Here is a 17,286-nt window from a genome sequence, read left to right as displayed (position 1 = left end):
ACTTTTACTTATAAAGGTTTTATATATTTCAATGTTGAATTACTAAATTTAACATTGCATTACATTATTACTAGGAGGATAACCATGAATGAAACAGAATTTTACGCATATCACATCGTAACAAGGAAAAGAATGCATATCGGACAAATGATTCCTTTTAAAAAAAATCAACACAATACTCTATATCACTTCTTTTTTGAAAGAGAACAATTAAATGTTAGTGGTGAAGATGGCATACAAATTTTAAATAATCACTATAAAAATGACGAATTACATATAAATAATGAAAATGCTAAAGTAGTTATGAATTATATGAATCAAACAATTAGAGCAGTTAGAGAAACAATTGTAGAAATGGTTAGACTACAAGAATTCCCTGAATACCCTTCCAGGTTATCTTGTTTATACGCTGCTAAAAGCTATGAGGATGCTTTGAAATGGAAAGCGCTATTTGATTCTTACAATCGAGAAGTTTTACAGATTGTTAAACTACGAGTAATCGGAAGTTCTTTTGAAGGTGACGGGAATCTTTTACCGAAAGAAGATGGTATTCCTTTTTCTCAAAAAATCGAACAAGCTAGAAAGTATTGGAAAGGAAATATTAGAAATGAGCTGCCTGAGCTACTGATTAATGGAGAAATTGAAGTGGTGGAAATTATTGATGACTTTTCCTCAATTCATATTTAATTTCTAACTAAATCATATAGGATGGAGATTACAATGAAGAAAAAAGTATACTTCAATCATGATGGCGGCGTAGATGATTTAATTTCATTATTTTTATTACTTCAAATGGAAAACGTTGAACTTACCGGTGTATCTGTTATCCCAGCAGACTGCTATTTAGAACCTGCAATGTCTGCAAGTCGTAAAATTATTGATCGCTTCAGCAAAGATAATATTGCAGTAGCAGCTTCAAACTCTCGCGGGCAAAACCCGTTTCCGAAAGACTGGCGGATGCATGCATTTTATGTAGATGCTTTACCAATTTTAAATGAGTCTGGAAAAGTCGTAGCACCCATGGCAGCAAAGCCTGCACATCACCATTTAATAGAAACACTTCTACAAACGGAAGGAAAAACAACTTTATTATTTACCGGGCCCCTAACTGACCTTGCTCGTGCGTTATATGAAGCTCCCATAATTGAAGATAAAATTGAATGTCTCGTTTGGATGGGTGGTACATTTCTTACAGCAGGCAATGTACATGAACCAGAGCATGATGGAACAGCTGAGTGGAATTCGTTTTGGGACCCTGAAGCAGTAGCTCGTGTATGGGATGCAAAAATTAAAATCGACTTAGTGACACTAGAAAGTACAAACCAAGTTCCGTTAACTATAGACATACGTGAACAGTGGGCAAAAGAGAGAAAGTATATTGGTGTTGATTTCCTTGGTCAATGTTATGCAATGGTCCCCCCTCTCGTTCACTTCTCAACAAACTCTACTTATTATTTATGGGATGTACTAACTACCGCGCTTGTCGGAAACACTAGCCTTGCAAAAACTGAAACGATTAATAGTATTGTTCATACAAATGGACCTAGCCAGGGGCGTACAGAGGAAACTGCTGATGGACGACCTGTAAATGTCGTTTATGATGTAAAACGTGATGTATTCTTTGAATATATTACTGAATTAGCAAAGAAAGCTTCTACTTGAACCACTATCTATACGAAAAATAAATAGAATAAAATCACTTCAGACGATGAACCCCTATATTTAGAATTTGGTTGAAACTACATATTTAACTATTGAAAAGAGTATTGAATTAAATTCCAATACTCTTTTTGTGCAATTTAATTATATTGGATTAATGTAGTGTCTTATTGATTATTCATTTCATAACCATTGACAAAATAAGTTATTGTTTCTAACTCATCTTCATTTAATTCTCTATCTAGTTCTTGTTTATACGCTGCCTTTATCTTCTCTTCATCGCCCTTATGAGCTTCTGTATAAGTTCCTACTGCTTTTAACATGCGAATCTCTTGTAAAAACTCCTCTCGATTTATCGCTTCCCCATGAGAGAGAATATATGTCTCAGCATCAAATTTCTCTAATTCATCTATCAATTTAAACGTTCTTTTCGTCGTATAGTTCCACTTCGAAGAAAAAATATCTGCATATATACAGTCTCCTAAAAATAATATCTTTTCTTCTTTCACGTAAATAACAACTGAATCATGTGCATGATCTCCGCCCACATGTTTTAACACGCATGTCACTTCACCAAGATCTAATTCAATTTGATTCTGGAACGTTAAGGTCGGAGGAATAATGTTAATATTTCTCGCTTTTTCTTCAAACTCTTTTTTTATGCAATCCGCACAAAATGCAATTTCAGTACCCTCTTTTACGCGTGCATCCAACGCTTCATCTGTCCATTCATAAGATACTAGTGACTGCATTTCTTTTTTCGTTTCAATATGCGCAATAGTTAAAGCATTTTGTAATACAGGCAATCCAAAAATATGATCCCAATGCCAATGCGTTAGTGCTACAAAATCAGAATTCGATACATTTTTTTCTTTTAACATTTCTAAAAATAATTGTGCATGTTCCTCTGAATTCCCTGCATCGATCATTAACGTTTTTTCTTGTCCAACAACCATTCCTAAGATAGGTCTATCTGTTTCAGAAACAGGTGTCATATACCAAAATGAGTTTCCTATTTTTTTAATTTGTTGCATAACCAATTCCCCTTTTCATTTCCTCACTTAAGTTTAATATATAGATTATAACGAATCACTACTTTTTTCTCTATACTCAAACACAATTACTTGGACTAATCTAACATTTCTTTTCGTAAGCTAAAAATAAGGGAATAGAATCGGAGTGTGATACTATGGAACGTTTATGGATTCCAATGATTGTAACATTTTTTTCGTTCGGTGGATTACTTTTAGGAGGTGCTGTTGGAGTAGCAACACGCCAACTTATTGAAGAAAAGATGCATCGTTTATACGCATTATGTGGTGGTATTTTACTTGGGCTTTTATCCCTTGAAATTATTCCTGAAACATTTTCAAGCTACGAAATGGTTGGGCCTATACTTGGTATAGCTATCGGTATTTTAGTTATGGGCTTATTAGATAACTATTGTCACCATCCAATGATACATAAAAAAGATCAACAAGCATGGCAAACCTTCCTTTTTCTCTCTTTCGCTATATTTATTCATAATATACCGAGTGGATTTGCGTTAGGTACAGCTTTTATAAATCATAATGACTCTGCCATTCCCTTTTTAATAGCAATTGTCGTTCACCATATTCCAGAAGGATTAGCTTTAATTATTCCATTTCTATTTACAAAACATAAATATATTTCCTTTTTATTAACGACTTTATTACTTTCTCTTATTCTCGGTACTGGCACAGTTTTTGGCATTTTGATGGAAGGAAAAGCTCTTCACCTGCAAGGACTCATTATGGGAAGTGCTATTGGTTCACTTGGATATGTCACAATTCATGAAATGCTTTGGAAAGCTAAGAAACAGCTCTCTTTCCTGACATTTCTAATATGGGCAACTAGTGGTTTTTTACTAATAACAGTGTTCACTTTATTCGCTGGTCATCATTAAAGTTGCCAAAGTGAAACTTTTGTTCCTCCCACACTGATTCTTAGATTACAAATAACCAGATAAATTTTCTTATTTGTATATTTTTCCTATTTTTCCAAAACATAATGTTATCTACCTATTATAAGGAGGAACAATTATGTTTGGGAAAACAGCCGGTGAAGCATTAGTTGATTTATTAATTGACTGGGGAGTAGAACACATATACGGCATGCCTGGAGATTCCATTAATTCTATCATTGAAGCTTTAAGAAAAAAACAAGATAAAATTAAATTCATTCAAGTTCGCCATGAAGAAGCTGGTGCATTAGCAGCGGCTGCCTATGCGAAATTAACAGGAAAACTTGGCGTTTGTATGGCAATTGCAGGACCTGGTGCTATTCATTTATTAAATGGTTTATATGATGCGAAACTCGATAAAGCCCCTGTTCTAGCAATTTCAGGTCAAGTAGAAACCGATTTACTTGGAACGGACTTTTTCCAAGAAGTAAATTTAGAAAGAATGTTTGATGATGTTGCGGTTTATAACCAGCGTATTATGTCAGCAGAGCAACTACCTGCCGTAGTGAATCAAGCAATTCGAATGGCTTATACGAAAAAAGGTGTATCCGTTCTTACAATTCCAGATGATGTCCCGAAATTCGAAGTAAAAAATGGTGCCCGTGTTACAAATACTTCTTTTACTTTGCCTGAGTTGTTTCCACAAAAAGAAGATTTAGATGCAGCGAAACTCGCAATAAATGAAGCGAAAAGGCCTGTGATTTTAGCTGGAAAAGGAACAAAACATGCGAGAGAATCTTTACTTGCATTGGCAGAACATATTGGTGCTCCAATCGTACTTACATTACCTGCTAAAGGAATTATTCCTGATGAGCATCCTCTTTGTATCGGTGGATTAGGATTAATCGGAACGAAACCTTCTTATGAAGCAATGAAACATGCAGATACTTTAATTATGGTTGGTACTTCTTATCCGTTCACTGGTTTCTTACCTGAAAAAGCAAAAACAATTCATATCGATACAGATCCTGCCCAAATCGGAAAACGTTATGCGACAGATATTGGTTTAGCTGGTGATGCTGATAAAACATTACGATGGTTAATTGAAAATGTTGAAAAACACACAGACCATTCTTTCTTAGAACATCATCAAGAAATGATGAAAAAGTGGGAAGAAAAATTACACGATCAAGAAGAAGATTCTTCTATTCCACTTAAACCACAACGCGTTATGCATGCTCTGCAGCAAGTAGCACATGATGACGCAATTCTATCAGTCGATGTCGGAAATGTAACAGTATGGACCGCAAGGCACTTCCGTATGACAAACCAGCAATTTGTCATTTCAAGCTGGCTCGCAACACTTGGTTGCGGTTTACCTGGTGCTCTTGCTGGAAAAATTGCATTCCCGGATAAACAAGTATTTGCAGTTTGTGGTGATGGCGGATTTGGAATGACGATGAATGACTTCGTAACAGCTGTAAAATATAAATTACCAATCGTTGTCGTCGTATTAAACAATAATAAAATTGCGATGATTAAATTCGAGCAAGAAGTTATGGGTAATATCGAATTCGAAACAGACTTAACGAACCCTGATTTTGCAAAATATGCAGAGGCGTGTGGAGGTATTGGATACCGTGTTGAGAATTTAGATGAACTACTTCCCGCTTTCCAAAATGCAGTAAAACAAAATAAACCATGTATTATTGATGTAGTTGTAGATGCTAACGAAGCACCAATGCCAGCAAAAATCACATTTGGTCAAGCCGCTGGTTATACGAAGCATATGATAAAAGAATTATTTGAAGAAGGTAAGATTGATTTACCTCCACTTTAAGCGAAAAAAGATAGCTGAAAACGATTTGTCTTCAGCTATCTTTCTTTACTTTTGTATCTCCCTATAAAAAGAAAAGTCATTCATAGTTGGTTGTACTTGTTTCTCTACTTGCACTTCTCTCCCTTCCCACTTTGACCTTCTCACATTTCCTAGCTTAATCGCATCTTGCATGCTATTACTAATTAGGTTTCCAGCTAAGATTGTCATACTATAAAAAGCAATCGGTATAAGTACAATCCATGTATGAGTAGTTAAGTGCCGGAAGTTTTGACCAATTAATCCTGTCCATTCTTTTGTTACACTATCTGGATCCATTCCACTGAAGGTTATTGTTCCACCAAAAAATAATTGCAACAAACCAAGGTGTAAAAGAAGTAATAAAGTACTCACAAATTGTTGTGCTACTAATAAAAGAAATGATGGTAACATATGAGGCCATATATGGCGCTTCAACCTCTGCCATTTACTCCCGCCAAGCACAGTGGCTGCCAACATAAATTCTTCTTTCTTAATACGTTTAACTTCTTGCGCTACATACAACATAACTGTTGGTACAGCAAGACATGTAAGAACTATAATTTGAAATGTCACCCGCAAATACAACGGCACAACTTCCGCTCCACTATCAAACGTTAAAACTTCATTTAACATAAAATAAGAAATCATAACCATTGGTACAATACTAAAAGGATCAAAAAAGGATGAGATAACCGGAAAAGATCGCTTACCATACATACCAAGAAGTAAACCAATCCCTCCTCCAACTATAACTCGTAAAGTTGCTATAATTATACTCGCTCCAACTGTCCATTTCGCGCCTTCTATTATTAATTGGACAAGGTCACGGCCTTTCGTATCACTTCCGAACCAAAATTTACTTGATGGCGAAAATGGAGCAGCCTCTAGTTCTCCTTTTTCGTTATACATCATCGTAAGTTCACGAATATTCCCATCGAAAAATAACGTATATCCAATACTAATAATCATTAGTACACTCAGAAAAGTAACACCTATCCAAAATCTCACATCTCTTTTTACAACTTGCCACATGTTACACACGCTCCCTTATAACATTTTGTAAAAGCGTATGTAATATACGAAATAGTATAAAAAGCGGAACGTATAATATAACTAGACTCACTGTAAATATTTCTAATTTAGAATTTTCTTTTACAAATACAAACATTCCATATGTATTAAAAATCCATTCGATAATATATAAATTGGATAACATAAATAAAATATTTGTTTTCGCATAGTAAATTGTCGTCAATAAAACATTCCTTGAAACATGATGTGTTAAAATATGCTGCAAACTTAATCCTTTACTCTTCGCAAATATACTATAATCTTTCTCCATTTCTTCTTTAAAACGTAATAACAATAGTTTAATAAATAATAACGTTGTTGGTATTGTAAGACATATAATCGGTAACAATCGTACTCTCTCTTCTCCTAATCCAGCAAGTTTTATTGGCATAAAACCTGTTTTTTGAAAAACAATTACGACAAGAAGTTGTGATAATAAAATAAGTAATATATCCGGTATACTCTCTAGCGTAAGAAAAACTCCATTCCACATTTTTTGCTTCATATGAGAACGCTGCAATACCCAAACAACAAGTACATACGCTATAAGCAAAGATAGTAAAAAAGCTAATAGAAATACAATCATAGTTTCACTATAATGAATCCATATTTGTGGAAATAATTTCCTCGAGTCTCGAAATCCAAATGTAATTTCCCATGGTCGGAGTAACTTTCCTCCAATAAACACAATCGTGTTCCAAAAACCGATTAAATCAATTTGCAATCCCTTAAATAATCGAGGGAGCGCACCTAAACAGATTATACATAGAATTGCAGCTAATAATTGTAAACAAGTAATCCAACACCACTTAGCAGTTCGCATGAACATAACTATTACCCCTTACCATTCAATAGAATATCTAGAAACAAAAAGAGCTAAATATGTCACATCTCTTTAGCTACAACATGTACTCGCTTTTGCCCACTAGGTAAAATAGCTTGGTATAAACACGTAACAAAAAATAATAAACCAAATAAAATAATATACAAAGTATCCGCCTCAATCCATTTCGGGAATAACATAGCTATCGCTCCAAGAGATAACAATTGAAACCCTGTCGTTAATGGACTTAGCAAACTTTGAACACGCCCCATAAACGATTCTTCCACGATCTCATACATCCATCCTGATATTGCAACATTAATAAACGGTAAAAAGAATGTGGCTAAAGCGATACATACATAAAAAGACCATACGTAATTTACAAAGTAACACATACCAAAGAAGACTCCTGAGCCTGCCATACCAAAAACTATAATAGATTTTGGCGCATATTTCTTACCTATACTCGTTGCTACTATGCTTCCAATTAGTAATGAAATCCCTCCAACTACACCGCCCACCATTGCTAAACTTTCATACGTTTCTGGAGCTAGTTTGTATTTTAATATGTAAGTAGCGGATACACTTAAAACACCATTTAATAATCCAAATACGATAAATCCTAAAAGTAATTTTTTTAAAGTTTCATTTTGGTATATATACCTAATCCCTTCTTTAAACTCTGTTATTAACATCTTCAAATTAACTTCTTTCCATTTTGTTCTACCATTTGGTAAACGAACTTTTTCTGGAATGGAGATTGTTTGAATCAAAATACCACTCATAATAAAAGTGAGCGTATTTACTAAAATGCTCCCGTAAATTCCAAAAGTCCAGTACACCATCGTTGCAATTCCTACACCAAACAAAGCATACAAACTATTTACCATTTGATTAATACCCGCTGCTGCACCGTATTGGTCTGATTCAACTACTCCCTGTATCATCGATTGTTCTGCTGGAGAGAAAAATTGTATACACGCATTTTCCAAAAATAAAAATATAAAGACAAGTATAATCATCCCGTAATAAAGCGAAATTAGGATTCCAATATTACAGAGCGAGCAACATATGTTACTTATTGTACATATACGTTGTCTATCAAATCGATCCACTACTGTCCCTACCAATAGAAAAAAGATTAATGCAGGTAATGCAATCATAATTTGTGTCATCGTTGCGTAAACTGGTTGTTTTCCGTATTGATCTAGCAAATAAAACATTAAAGAAATTCCAGCAATCATAGAACCGAGTCGCTCTAAAATATTTGCTAGAAAAAAACGTGCATACACTTTGTTGCGAAATAACTGTAGCATTTCTTTCATACTTCGTATCCTTTCTCTCGACAAAATAGTATTATTTTAGTCATTTCTTGGAAGTTACATTATATTTTTCGACCATTATCCAATCTTTTCCTTCTTTATAAAAAACATAAAAAAAGAGCCCTTATTCTCAACACAAGGACTCTTTTCATAAACTATTTAGCTACCTCTTCTTTCGGCATTACCATACCTTTATAAAGTTGAACAGTTATCCAGTAATAAATGAAATAAATGACTAAGAAAATCCCTATTGGCACCCACACTTTCACAAACGGGTCAACTAATATAAAGCTAAATAAGTTAAGCCCTACTAAAACGTGAGAAATGCCAATGATCGCTGGGAAGATAAATAAATATGAAATTTCTTTATATATACTTTTCGTTAACATACTACGTCTCACACCAATTTTTCGTAACATTTCATAACGGCGTACGTCGCGAGAAGCACCTGTTAATATTTTGAACATAAGGGAACTTGCCATCATTGCTAAAAAGGCAATTCCGAGGAAAAATCCCATAAACATTGTTCCGCTCATGAAGCTGTTCATAAACTGATAAATTGTCATTTTCGTAAATAAGTCTACCTTTTCACCTGTTGCTTTTTCAATTTGTGCTTTTTGTCTCTTGTCTATTTCGATCAATAACGGTTTATATTTTTTCATATCATCTACTTTTGCTAATGTTACAGTATGTTCTGTTCCTTGAATCCCTTTATAATGCTCTTCGTCTGCAATTCTTACTGGTTTTCCGCTAAATTGATTATGCGTAATTTGTATCTCTCTTACAACTGCGTCTTCCCAATCCTTTGGCATACGAGGGAATTTTGCTAATTCAGGAGCCTCTAAAGCTGAATATACAGGTTCAGTTAAAGGTTCAGTCACACGTTTACGAACAGGCTCTTTTAACGTTTTTGTATCAAAATGGTCTGAAACAAGTGGTGGTTTCGCAGTTAAGTCGTTACGTAAATAATAAACCGCTTCTCCATCTACTTTATAGTTGTACTTGCTTTCTTCAACAATTTCCATTTCTTTTAAGGCAGCTTTGTCTTGATCATTCGGATCATGAATTACAACATCATATACACGAGAAAAGTCTGTCATAATACCTACATTTTTTTGGAAAGCCATACCTGCCGTCATCGCACCTGCGCCTAATGCAATTAACATTGCTACAGTACCTAATACTCTCGATAAACTATTTACTCGAAAGCGTAGCTGTGCATATGTAAAACTATTTAAGCCCGTTTCATTTCGTTTTTTATTCCCCTTAATTTTCATCACAAAAAACGGGAGTAATGAACTAAAGATAAAATATGTTCCAAGTGTTGTAACGATGGTTGCTATAATAAAACCTAATTCAGCATATATTTTTACATTGATCATAAAATAGTACCCTGTACTTATTAGTAATACACCAAGTACTGTCATTATAATAATGCGAGTTTTACTTTTCTTCACTTCATCTAGTGTTTCATCTTCACGAATTAACTCTAGTTCAGTTTTACGTAACAATCGGACACTGTTCATTAAGCCAGTAATGAAAAATAGTATTAAGAAGAAAATAGCTGTAACTAAAATTGCTGGTGTGTATACAGATGCATAACTACCTTTTGCTGAAATTTCCATTCCATTCATTAAAAAGTTTCCTGCTACACTTGCAAGTAACATCCCTACTAAAATACCGATAATAATACTGACAATACCCATACCGAATGTTTCAATAAATAATAACTGTGCTACTTTTTTCTTTTTTGCACCAAGCATCATGTACATACCGAGTTCTTTTCTTCTTAACGTGAGTAAGAAAGAGTTGGCATATATAATATAAAATACAGTAATGAAAGATAATAGTATTGCACCTACCCAAAAGACGAGTCTAATACTACTAATTAGGCTATTATCTTTCGTAAATTCACTATTCATCGCCATCGTTTGGAACATGTAGAAAATACTAATACTAATAACGAGGCCAATAAGTAAAACCATATAATCTTTTAACATCTTTTTCATACTATGACGTGATAATTTAAATAACATAGTTTCGCCCCCTACTTAGACTCAGCAGCTGAGCCCATATGAGCGAGCACACCTAAAATGTCTTGATAGAAATTCTCTCTAGTGCCTTGACGATTTAATTCTTTATAAAGAAGACCATCTTGAATAAATAAAATACGCTCACAATAACTTGCACTAAATGCATCGTGTGTAACCATCAAAATACTTACATTGTGATTTTTATGTAAATCTTGCATCGCTTCTAATAAACTTTTTGCGTTTTTACTATCAAGCGCACCTGTCGGTTCATCTGCTAATACAATTGCTGGATTATGTACTAAAGCTCTTGCCGCCGCTGTTCTTTGCTTTTGTCCACCAGAAACAGCAGTTGGATATTTTGTTAAAATTTCAGTAATTCCTAATTTCTTCGCAACGTCATTTACCTTTCCAGTAATCTCACTTGATGGTACGCCTTGCAAAGAAAGTGGTAAAGCTATATTTTCATAAATTGATAAGTTTTCTAGTAGATTAAAATCTTGAAAAATGAAACCTAATTTTTGAGAGCGAAAATCAGATAACGCATTGCCCTTCATAGAAGTAATATTTGTACCAGCTATCGTCACACTACCACCTGTCGCTTGGTCAAGTGTACTTATCACATTAAGTAAAGTCGTTTTTCCAGAACCAGAAGGTCCCATGATCCCGACAAATTCTCCTTCTTTAATACTTAACGATACACCCCTTAATGCTTTTGACTGATTCTCATTTCTTTTCCCATACGTTTTTTCTACACTTTCTACAGTAACTACATTTGTTGACATCTCTTTCACTCCATCCCTTTTGTATAAAATCAATTTCTCACATATTTCTTATTATTTTGTCATGTAAATTCTTAAGAATTTTTTAATTATTCATCCAATAAGAGTTACACCCTTAACATGAACTTATTTCCTATTTCCTATTTCCTACTTCATATTCTCATTTTTCTACAACTCGTTCCCTCGATTTCGCTTACATTTACCTTACATTTTTGTAAGATAAAAAAGAAAACACACTAATTTCTAATAGTGTGTTTTCTTTACAATCAATATTTTCTATTCTTTATTTCTTCTTCAATACTTGCCACAAATACATCTAGCGCAACAACTTCTGACTTCTCTTCTCCATATTTACGTACATTTACAGCTCCGTTTTCCATTTCCTTATCCCCAATAACAAGAACATACGGTACTTTTTGCATTTGTGCTTCTCTTATTTTATATCCTAATTTTTCATCTCGTGCATCTTGTTCAACACGAACTCCAGCTTGTGCTAATTTAAGTGCAATCTCATTGGCATATTGTTCATGTACTGCATTTGAAACTGGAATTACTTTCACTTGAACTGGTGCCACCCATGCCGGGAACGCACCTCCAAAGTGCTCAATTAATATTGCTAAGAAGCGATCTAATGACCCTAAAACTGCCCTGTGAATAACAACTGGTCTTTTCTTATCATTATTTTCATCTATATAATTTAAATCAAATTTCTCTGGCATTTGGAAATCAAGCTGGATTGTTCCGCACTGGTGACTTCTATTTAAAGCATCTTTAATATGAAAATCAATTTTCGGCCCGTAAAAAGCACCGTCACCTTCATTTAGTCTATATTTATAATTTAGCGATTGTAATACATTTTCTAATGCCGCTTCTGCTTGCTCCCATAATTTATCATCACCCATTGAATCTTCTGGACGAGTAGAAAGCTCTACTTCATATTCGAATCCAAAAGTTTTATATACGTAATCAATTTGCGCCATTACTGATTTAATTTCATCTTCAATTTGTTTTGGAGTTACAAATAAATGTGCATCATCTTGGCAGAAAGTACGTACTCTTAATAATCCGTTTAACGCACCACTAAACTCATGGCGATGTACTTGACCGAATTCACACATACGAATCGGTAATTCACGATAAGAATGCAATTTATTTTTAAACATAAGCATGTGCCCTGGACAGTTCATCGGTTTTAATGCAAAACTTTTATTATCTACTTCAGAGAAATACATATTATCTTTATAATGTCCCCAGTGCCCTGATCTCTCCCATACTTCTTGGTTCATCATGAACGGAGTGCGTACTTCTTGATAATTGTACTCTTTTTGAATTTCTCTTAAAAATGATTCCAATTCGTTACGAATCATTTGTCCTTTCGGTAAATAAAACGGCATTCCCGGAGCCTCTTCAGAAAACATAAATAACTCAAGCTCACTGCCTAACTTACGATGATTTCTTTTTGCTGCTTCTTCAACGAAATGTAAATACTCTTCTAATTCTTTTTGAGAAGAGAATGCAACACCATATATGCGCTGAAGCACTTGGTTATTACTATCACCTCGCCAATATGCACCGGAAACGTGAGTTAATTGAAATGCTTTCAAATAACCTGTAGATGGTAAATGTGGTCCTCTACATAAATCTACAAATTCCCCTTGTTTATATAGTGTTACACTTTCCCCACTAGGAATTGCTTCTAAAAGTTCTAATTTCAAGAGATCGTTCATTTCTTGAAACAGTTTAGCTGCTTCTTCTCGAGAAACCTCAACTCGTTCTATCTTTATATTTTCATTTATAATCTTTTTCATTTCTTTTTCTATTCTCCGTAAATCTTCTATGTTTACACTACTTGGAAGATCCATATCATAATAAAATCCATTTTCAATAACAGGCCCTACTCCAAGATTTATATCACCATACAATCTTTTTACAGCTTGCGCTAAAATATGTGCCGCAGAGTGTCTTGCAATTTCTACACCTTCATTTGATTCTATAGTAATGATTTCTACTTCCGCATTTTCTCCAATATTCCGGCGTAAATCATATAACCCATCATTTACTTTCCCCGCGACTGCTTTCTTTTTCAAACTACTGCTAATGGATCCCGCAATTTCTTCTAAAGTAACTCCTTTTACAAATTCTTTAACGCTGCCATCTGGAAATTTAATTTCAATCATCTGTTCTTTCACTTTTCATCTCTCCATTTCATAATAAAAAGCACACTCATCCCTAAAATAGGGACGAGCGTGCTTTTACCCGTGGTTCCACCCAGATTCCCATTGTAAACAACAATGGCTTCTTTTACGGTAACGTCGTTTATACGGCACTAGATACTTAATTTCCCCAATGCAGCTCTAAGGTGGTAAGTTATTTTTCTGCGTTAGGAAGTTCTCAGCTTTCCTTCCTTCTCTGTATAACCGGGGAAAATAACTCGTGTCCTTTTCTTCGCTTATTATGAAATTGAATGCAAAAAAGCATATTCATCCCTAAAATAGGGACGAATATGCTTATATCCGTGGTTCCACCCAGATTCCCATCACAAAAAACATAATGGCTTCTTTTGCGATAACGTCGCATACACGGCACTAGATACTTAATTTCCCTAGTGCAGCTCTAAGGTGGTAAGTTATTTTTCTGCGTTAGGAAGTTCTCAGCTTTCCTTCCTTCTCTGTATAACCGGGGAAAATAACTCATGTCCTTTTCTTCGCTTTTGTAAAACATCCATTTATTGTTATTTAATATATCTTATTCATTTTATTTTTGCAAGTGTTTAAAAAAATTATTTATTTAATTTAAAAAAGTGAAACCAAATTTTTTTGGTTTCACTTCACAATTTTACCAATCTTGTGGTTCGTAATTTAAGTCTGCAAATAGACGTCTTTTCTCTTTCTTCGTTAAATCTCTCCACTGCCCAACTGGTAAATTATTCAATTCAATATTCATAATTCTCGTACGTTTTAAAGTGTATACTTGATAACCTAAAGCTTCACACATACGGCGAATTTGACGATTTAGTCCTTGTGTTAAAATAATTTGGAACTCATATTTTGATAACTGTGTAATCTCACAAGGAAGCGTTTTTGTTCCTAAAATTTTAACACCCGCTGCCATTTTCTCTAAGAAATCAGGTGTAATTGGCTTATCTACTGAAACGATATATTCTTTCTCATGTTTGTTTTCAGCACGTAAAATCTCATTAACAATATCGCCATCATTCGTTAACAAAATTAAACCGTCAGAGTCTTTATCAAGACGTCCAATGTGACTAATTCGTAAAGGATGATTCACTAAATCGATAATATTACCTTTTACTGCTTTTTCACTCGTACATGTAATACCTACTGGTTTATTTAAAGCGATATATACGTGATCTCGAGCAATTCGAAGCTGCTCTCCATTTACTCGTACATCATCACCTGGGTTCACTTGGTCACCAATTTTTGCAACCTTACCGTTAATAATTACTCTTCTCTCATTAATTAGTTTATCCGCTCCACGTCGAGACGCTTTTCCAGCTTCACTAATAAATTTATTGATACGCAAATTAGGCACATCCTTTTCTAAAAAAAATTTCAAGCTCACACTGCTTCTACCGTACAATACAAAAGGGTAAGCCTCCTATTATAACTTAAATATATTAACATGAAAGGGTATATAACGTCTTCTATTAATTACTTGTTTATAAGAAAATATCTTTATTATACATTCATTTATGCACTTTTTCATCGTTTAATATACAAGCCATTCTTCCTTACATACAGCTTGTTTTCCTTGTATCTTTTCTATATCTTCATGAATATTAGCTAATTTATATAAATCTGGGAAAATCTCTTCCACATAATGTTGGTGCGCTATTTCATCTTTCCAATACGTTAACACTATGTAACGATTTTCATTTTTTAAAGACTTCCCAACTACTCCACCTAGCATTCCTTTTGCTTTTTCCATTCCTTTATTCCAAATTGTTTCTTGCTTATGTAAAAAATGCTTTTCCTTTTCCAACTTTACATCACATATAGCAACTCTTACGAATGATCCTTCTGTAACAACGTCTTTCAAATACATATCAGTTATATCATACAACGTTTGAAATAATTCAATTTCACATGAGAGAAACGTATCCTCTTGATTACTATTTAAATAAATTGTATCGTGAGCACCATTCATAAATGATTGATATGTACTTCTATCTTCCCATAAAGTAAATACACATGCCTCGTCTTCATACCATCCACCAAATTGTCCATGAAAACCATCTAGGTGCCGTATATCATGCCATTTTTCTTGCGCATTTGAAAACAATTCCTTTTTCTCTTCTTCCACCTTACAGTAGATTGTTTTTAGTAACATTTTTAATTCCCCCTTTTGATCCGATACATTTCCCACTCGCCATACTTTCTATTTTTCCATATACACAAACGTTAATTTATTTTGTTATCAACTCCATTACTTACTCAAAGTTTGATGCCCTCCGTAAATGTTGTAAGTTGATTATTGGAATACTTACCGTGTAAAAATACATCTAAAATATAAAAATTAAAATCTCTTGCTTTGCTTTCTTATCCCGCTTACAGTTTACATAACATAATTATGTATTACTGGTTATCTATATCATTCAATAAAACATATTATATTATTCTATACGCATAATAATTTTAATTCAAACAATTCAGAATTAAAATCCAAAAAAGATAGAAAGTAAACAATCTTACATTATCATCTACTCCCTATCTCTCTTATCATTAATTATTTTTCAAATAAATAATACGTAATGTCTCCTGGATAATGTACTACTGCTACCTTCCGCTCCCCTTTTTTAAAACTAACAGTATGCCCGTTTTCCCCTAAGTTCTCCCATCCACTCGCCTTTGTAATTGGCATTACACTTATATATTGATAGTCCTCTTCCTTATCATCGTTAATATGGATTGCTGACATTGGCACTGGAAAATCTTTAATTTTAGATTCTTTATTCATAAATATGAATGCAATTAAACCAACTAATAACATAACCATTGAAATACTTGAAACTAGTTTTCTTCTATTCATTTTCACTAAAAACCCCCTTTTCTCACATATAACTTTCATCATTTTACTAACTTTAATTATTTATGTATAGAAAAGATATATTTTAAATCATTTCTAACCTATTTTCTCTACTTAAAACAACATTATTGTTATATATTATAATTATAAGTTTTTAAATTTTGGAGGCGTTACATATTGCAGAAATTACTTTTTACTAAATGGACAGTTGTTATTTCTATTTTCATCATTTTTGGTACAATTTTCTACGTTACTAATGTTAAAAATAACCACGAAAAAGCAACTGTAGAAACAGCGGATACAAAAACTTTCAAAACTAAATTACAACCTAAAATCAATGAATTGACTACTACTTATAATAACATCATCGAAAAAGATTGGTTACCTGCTTGGGAAGAGATTAACACGAATGGAGATTCAGTAGATCGAAATAAACTATTAGTTACAATGAGTGCTGTTTCCAAGCAGTACGAAACAATTATGAACGAAATAGACACGCTTAAAATTGAAGAAAACATAACAGATATAGATATACAAAAACAACTACTTCAATTCACAAATCAGTTTAAATCCGCATCAAATTTCATGAAAAATGCAGCAAATTTGATTATAGACGGAGCAAATAACTCTACTCCAACCAATGAAACTATTGAAAAAACAAAACAAGCTTTAGGACTTGCGGATCAACATATTGTCATCGCTTTATCTACTTTAAATGAAGTTGAAGATAAATTAGGACTTACAAAAAAATAAAACTATTTACTATTTTAA

Annotated in this window: 15 protein-coding genes and 2 other annotated features; of the genes, 5 read left to right on the top strand and 10 right to left on the bottom strand. The window is 33.6% G+C overall.

Annotated features, from left to right (window positions below; genetic code table 11):
* Positions 1–84: 84 nt before the first annotated feature.
* Both ACTJJY_RS15150 and ACTJJY_RS15145 read left to right on the top strand, forming a co-directional pair.
* Positions 85–687: a DUF2441 domain-containing protein gene (locus tag ACTJJY_RS15150; protein WP_075717869.1), complete on the top strand. Its 603-nt coding sequence runs from the start codon at positions 85–87 to the stop codon at positions 685–687.
* 21 nt (positions 688–708) lie between these two features.
* Positions 709–1,662 (top strand): nucleoside hydrolase, encoded by a 954-nt coding sequence (locus tag ACTJJY_RS15145; RefSeq protein WP_440605866.1) that lies wholly within the window; start codon positions 709–711, stop codon positions 1,660–1,662.
* 164 nt (positions 1,663–1,826) lie between these two features.
* On the opposite strand, the gene ACTJJY_RS15140 is transcribed toward ACTJJY_RS15145, so the two are convergent.
* Positions 1,827–2,693 carry an MBL fold metallo-hydrolase gene (locus tag ACTJJY_RS15140; RefSeq protein WP_440605865.1) on the bottom strand — a complete coding sequence of 289 codons (867 nt, stop codon included), beginning with the start codon at positions 2,691–2,693 and terminating at the stop codon, positions 1,827–1,829.
* A gap of 155 nt (positions 2,694–2,848) precedes the next feature.
* Here ACTJJY_RS15140 and ACTJJY_RS15135 point away from each other — a divergent pair, with 155 nt between their 5' ends.
* On the top strand, positions 2,849–3,586 hold the full coding sequence (locus ACTJJY_RS15135; RefSeq protein ID WP_440605864.1) for a ZIP family metal transporter: 738 nt from the start codon (positions 2,849–2,851) through the stop codon (positions 3,584–3,586).
* A 136-nt stretch (positions 3,587–3,722) separates the two neighbouring features.
* Positions 3,723–5,423: a pyruvate oxidase gene (locus ACTJJY_RS15130; protein ID WP_440605863.1), complete on the top strand. Its 1,701-nt coding sequence runs from the start codon at positions 3,723–3,725 to the stop codon at positions 5,421–5,423.
* A gap of 45 nt (positions 5,424–5,468) precedes the next feature.
* On the opposite strand, the gene ACTJJY_RS15125 is transcribed toward ACTJJY_RS15130, so the two are convergent.
* From ACTJJY_RS15125 to ACTJJY_RS15085, 9 genes are all read right to left on the bottom strand, one after another.
* Positions 5,469–6,473 carry an ABC transporter permease subunit gene (locus tag ACTJJY_RS15125; protein ID WP_440605862.1) on the bottom strand — a complete coding sequence of 335 codons (1,005 nt, stop codon included), beginning with the start codon at positions 6,471–6,473 and terminating at the stop codon, positions 5,469–5,471.
* Position 6,474: 1 nt separating this feature from the next.
* Positions 6,475–7,341 carry an ABC transporter permease subunit gene (locus ACTJJY_RS15120; protein WP_440605861.1) on the bottom strand — a complete coding sequence of 289 codons (867 nt, stop codon included), beginning with the start codon at positions 7,339–7,341 and terminating at the stop codon, positions 6,475–6,477.
* A gap of 56 nt (positions 7,342–7,397) precedes the next feature.
* Entirely contained in the window at positions 7,398–8,669 is a 1,272-nt protein-coding gene (locus tag ACTJJY_RS15115) for an MFS transporter (protein ID WP_440605949.1), read from the bottom strand.
* A gap of 143 nt (positions 8,670–8,812) precedes the next feature.
* Complete coding sequence (locus tag ACTJJY_RS15110; RefSeq protein ID WP_440605860.1) at positions 8,813–10,693, bottom strand: FtsX-like permease family protein; 1,881 nt, start codon at positions 10,691–10,693, stop codon at positions 8,813–8,815.
* Between the two features lie 11 nt (positions 10,694–10,704).
* A complete protein-coding gene (locus ACTJJY_RS15105; RefSeq protein WP_000106428.1) occupies positions 10,705–11,472 on the bottom strand; it encodes an ABC transporter ATP-binding protein in 768 nt (255 codons plus the stop codon).
* A gap of 263 nt (positions 11,473–11,735) precedes the next feature.
* Complete coding sequence (gene thrS, locus ACTJJY_RS15100) at positions 11,736–13,658, bottom strand: threonine--tRNA ligase (RefSeq protein ID WP_440605859.1); 1,923 nt, start codon at positions 13,656–13,658, stop codon at positions 11,736–11,738.
* A gap of 44 nt (positions 13,659–13,702) precedes the next feature.
* Positions 13,703–13,924: a binding site (T-box leader), on the bottom strand.
* A 35-nt stretch (positions 13,925–13,959) separates the two neighbouring features.
* Positions 13,960–14,183: a binding site (T-box leader), on the bottom strand.
* Between the two features lie 121 nt (positions 14,184–14,304).
* Positions 14,305–15,012, bottom strand: coding sequence for a 23S rRNA pseudouridine(2604) synthase RluF (gene rluF / locus ACTJJY_RS15095; RefSeq protein ID WP_001222160.1), 708 nt, complete (start codon positions 15,010–15,012; stop codon positions 14,305–14,307).
* 186 nt (positions 15,013–15,198) lie between these two features.
* Complete coding sequence (locus ACTJJY_RS15090) at positions 15,199–15,819, bottom strand: YdbC family protein (RefSeq protein ID WP_098033912.1); 621 nt, start codon at positions 15,817–15,819, stop codon at positions 15,199–15,201.
* A gap of 396 nt (positions 15,820–16,215) precedes the next feature.
* Positions 16,216–16,560: a hypothetical protein gene (locus tag ACTJJY_RS15085; RefSeq protein WP_440605858.1), complete on the bottom strand. Its 345-nt coding sequence runs from the start codon at positions 16,558–16,560 to the stop codon at positions 16,216–16,218.
* Between the two features lie 132 nt (positions 16,561–16,692).
* On the opposite strand from ACTJJY_RS15085, the gene ACTJJY_RS15080 reads away from it, so the two are divergent.
* Positions 16,693–17,268, top strand: a complete 576-nt coding sequence (locus ACTJJY_RS15080) for a hypothetical protein (RefSeq protein ID WP_440605857.1) — start codon at positions 16,693–16,695, stop codon at positions 17,266–17,268.
* Positions 17,269–17,286 lie beyond the last annotated feature (18 nt).

The organism is Bacillus sp. 22475 (assembly GCF_052044835.1).
In the GTDB taxonomy this organism is placed as follows: Bacteria; Bacillota; Bacilli; order Bacillales; family Bacillaceae_G; genus Bacillus_A; species Bacillus_A cereus.
The sequence above is the reverse complement of the archived record's forward strand: the minus strand, read 5'-3'. Positions and strand labels throughout refer to the sequence as shown.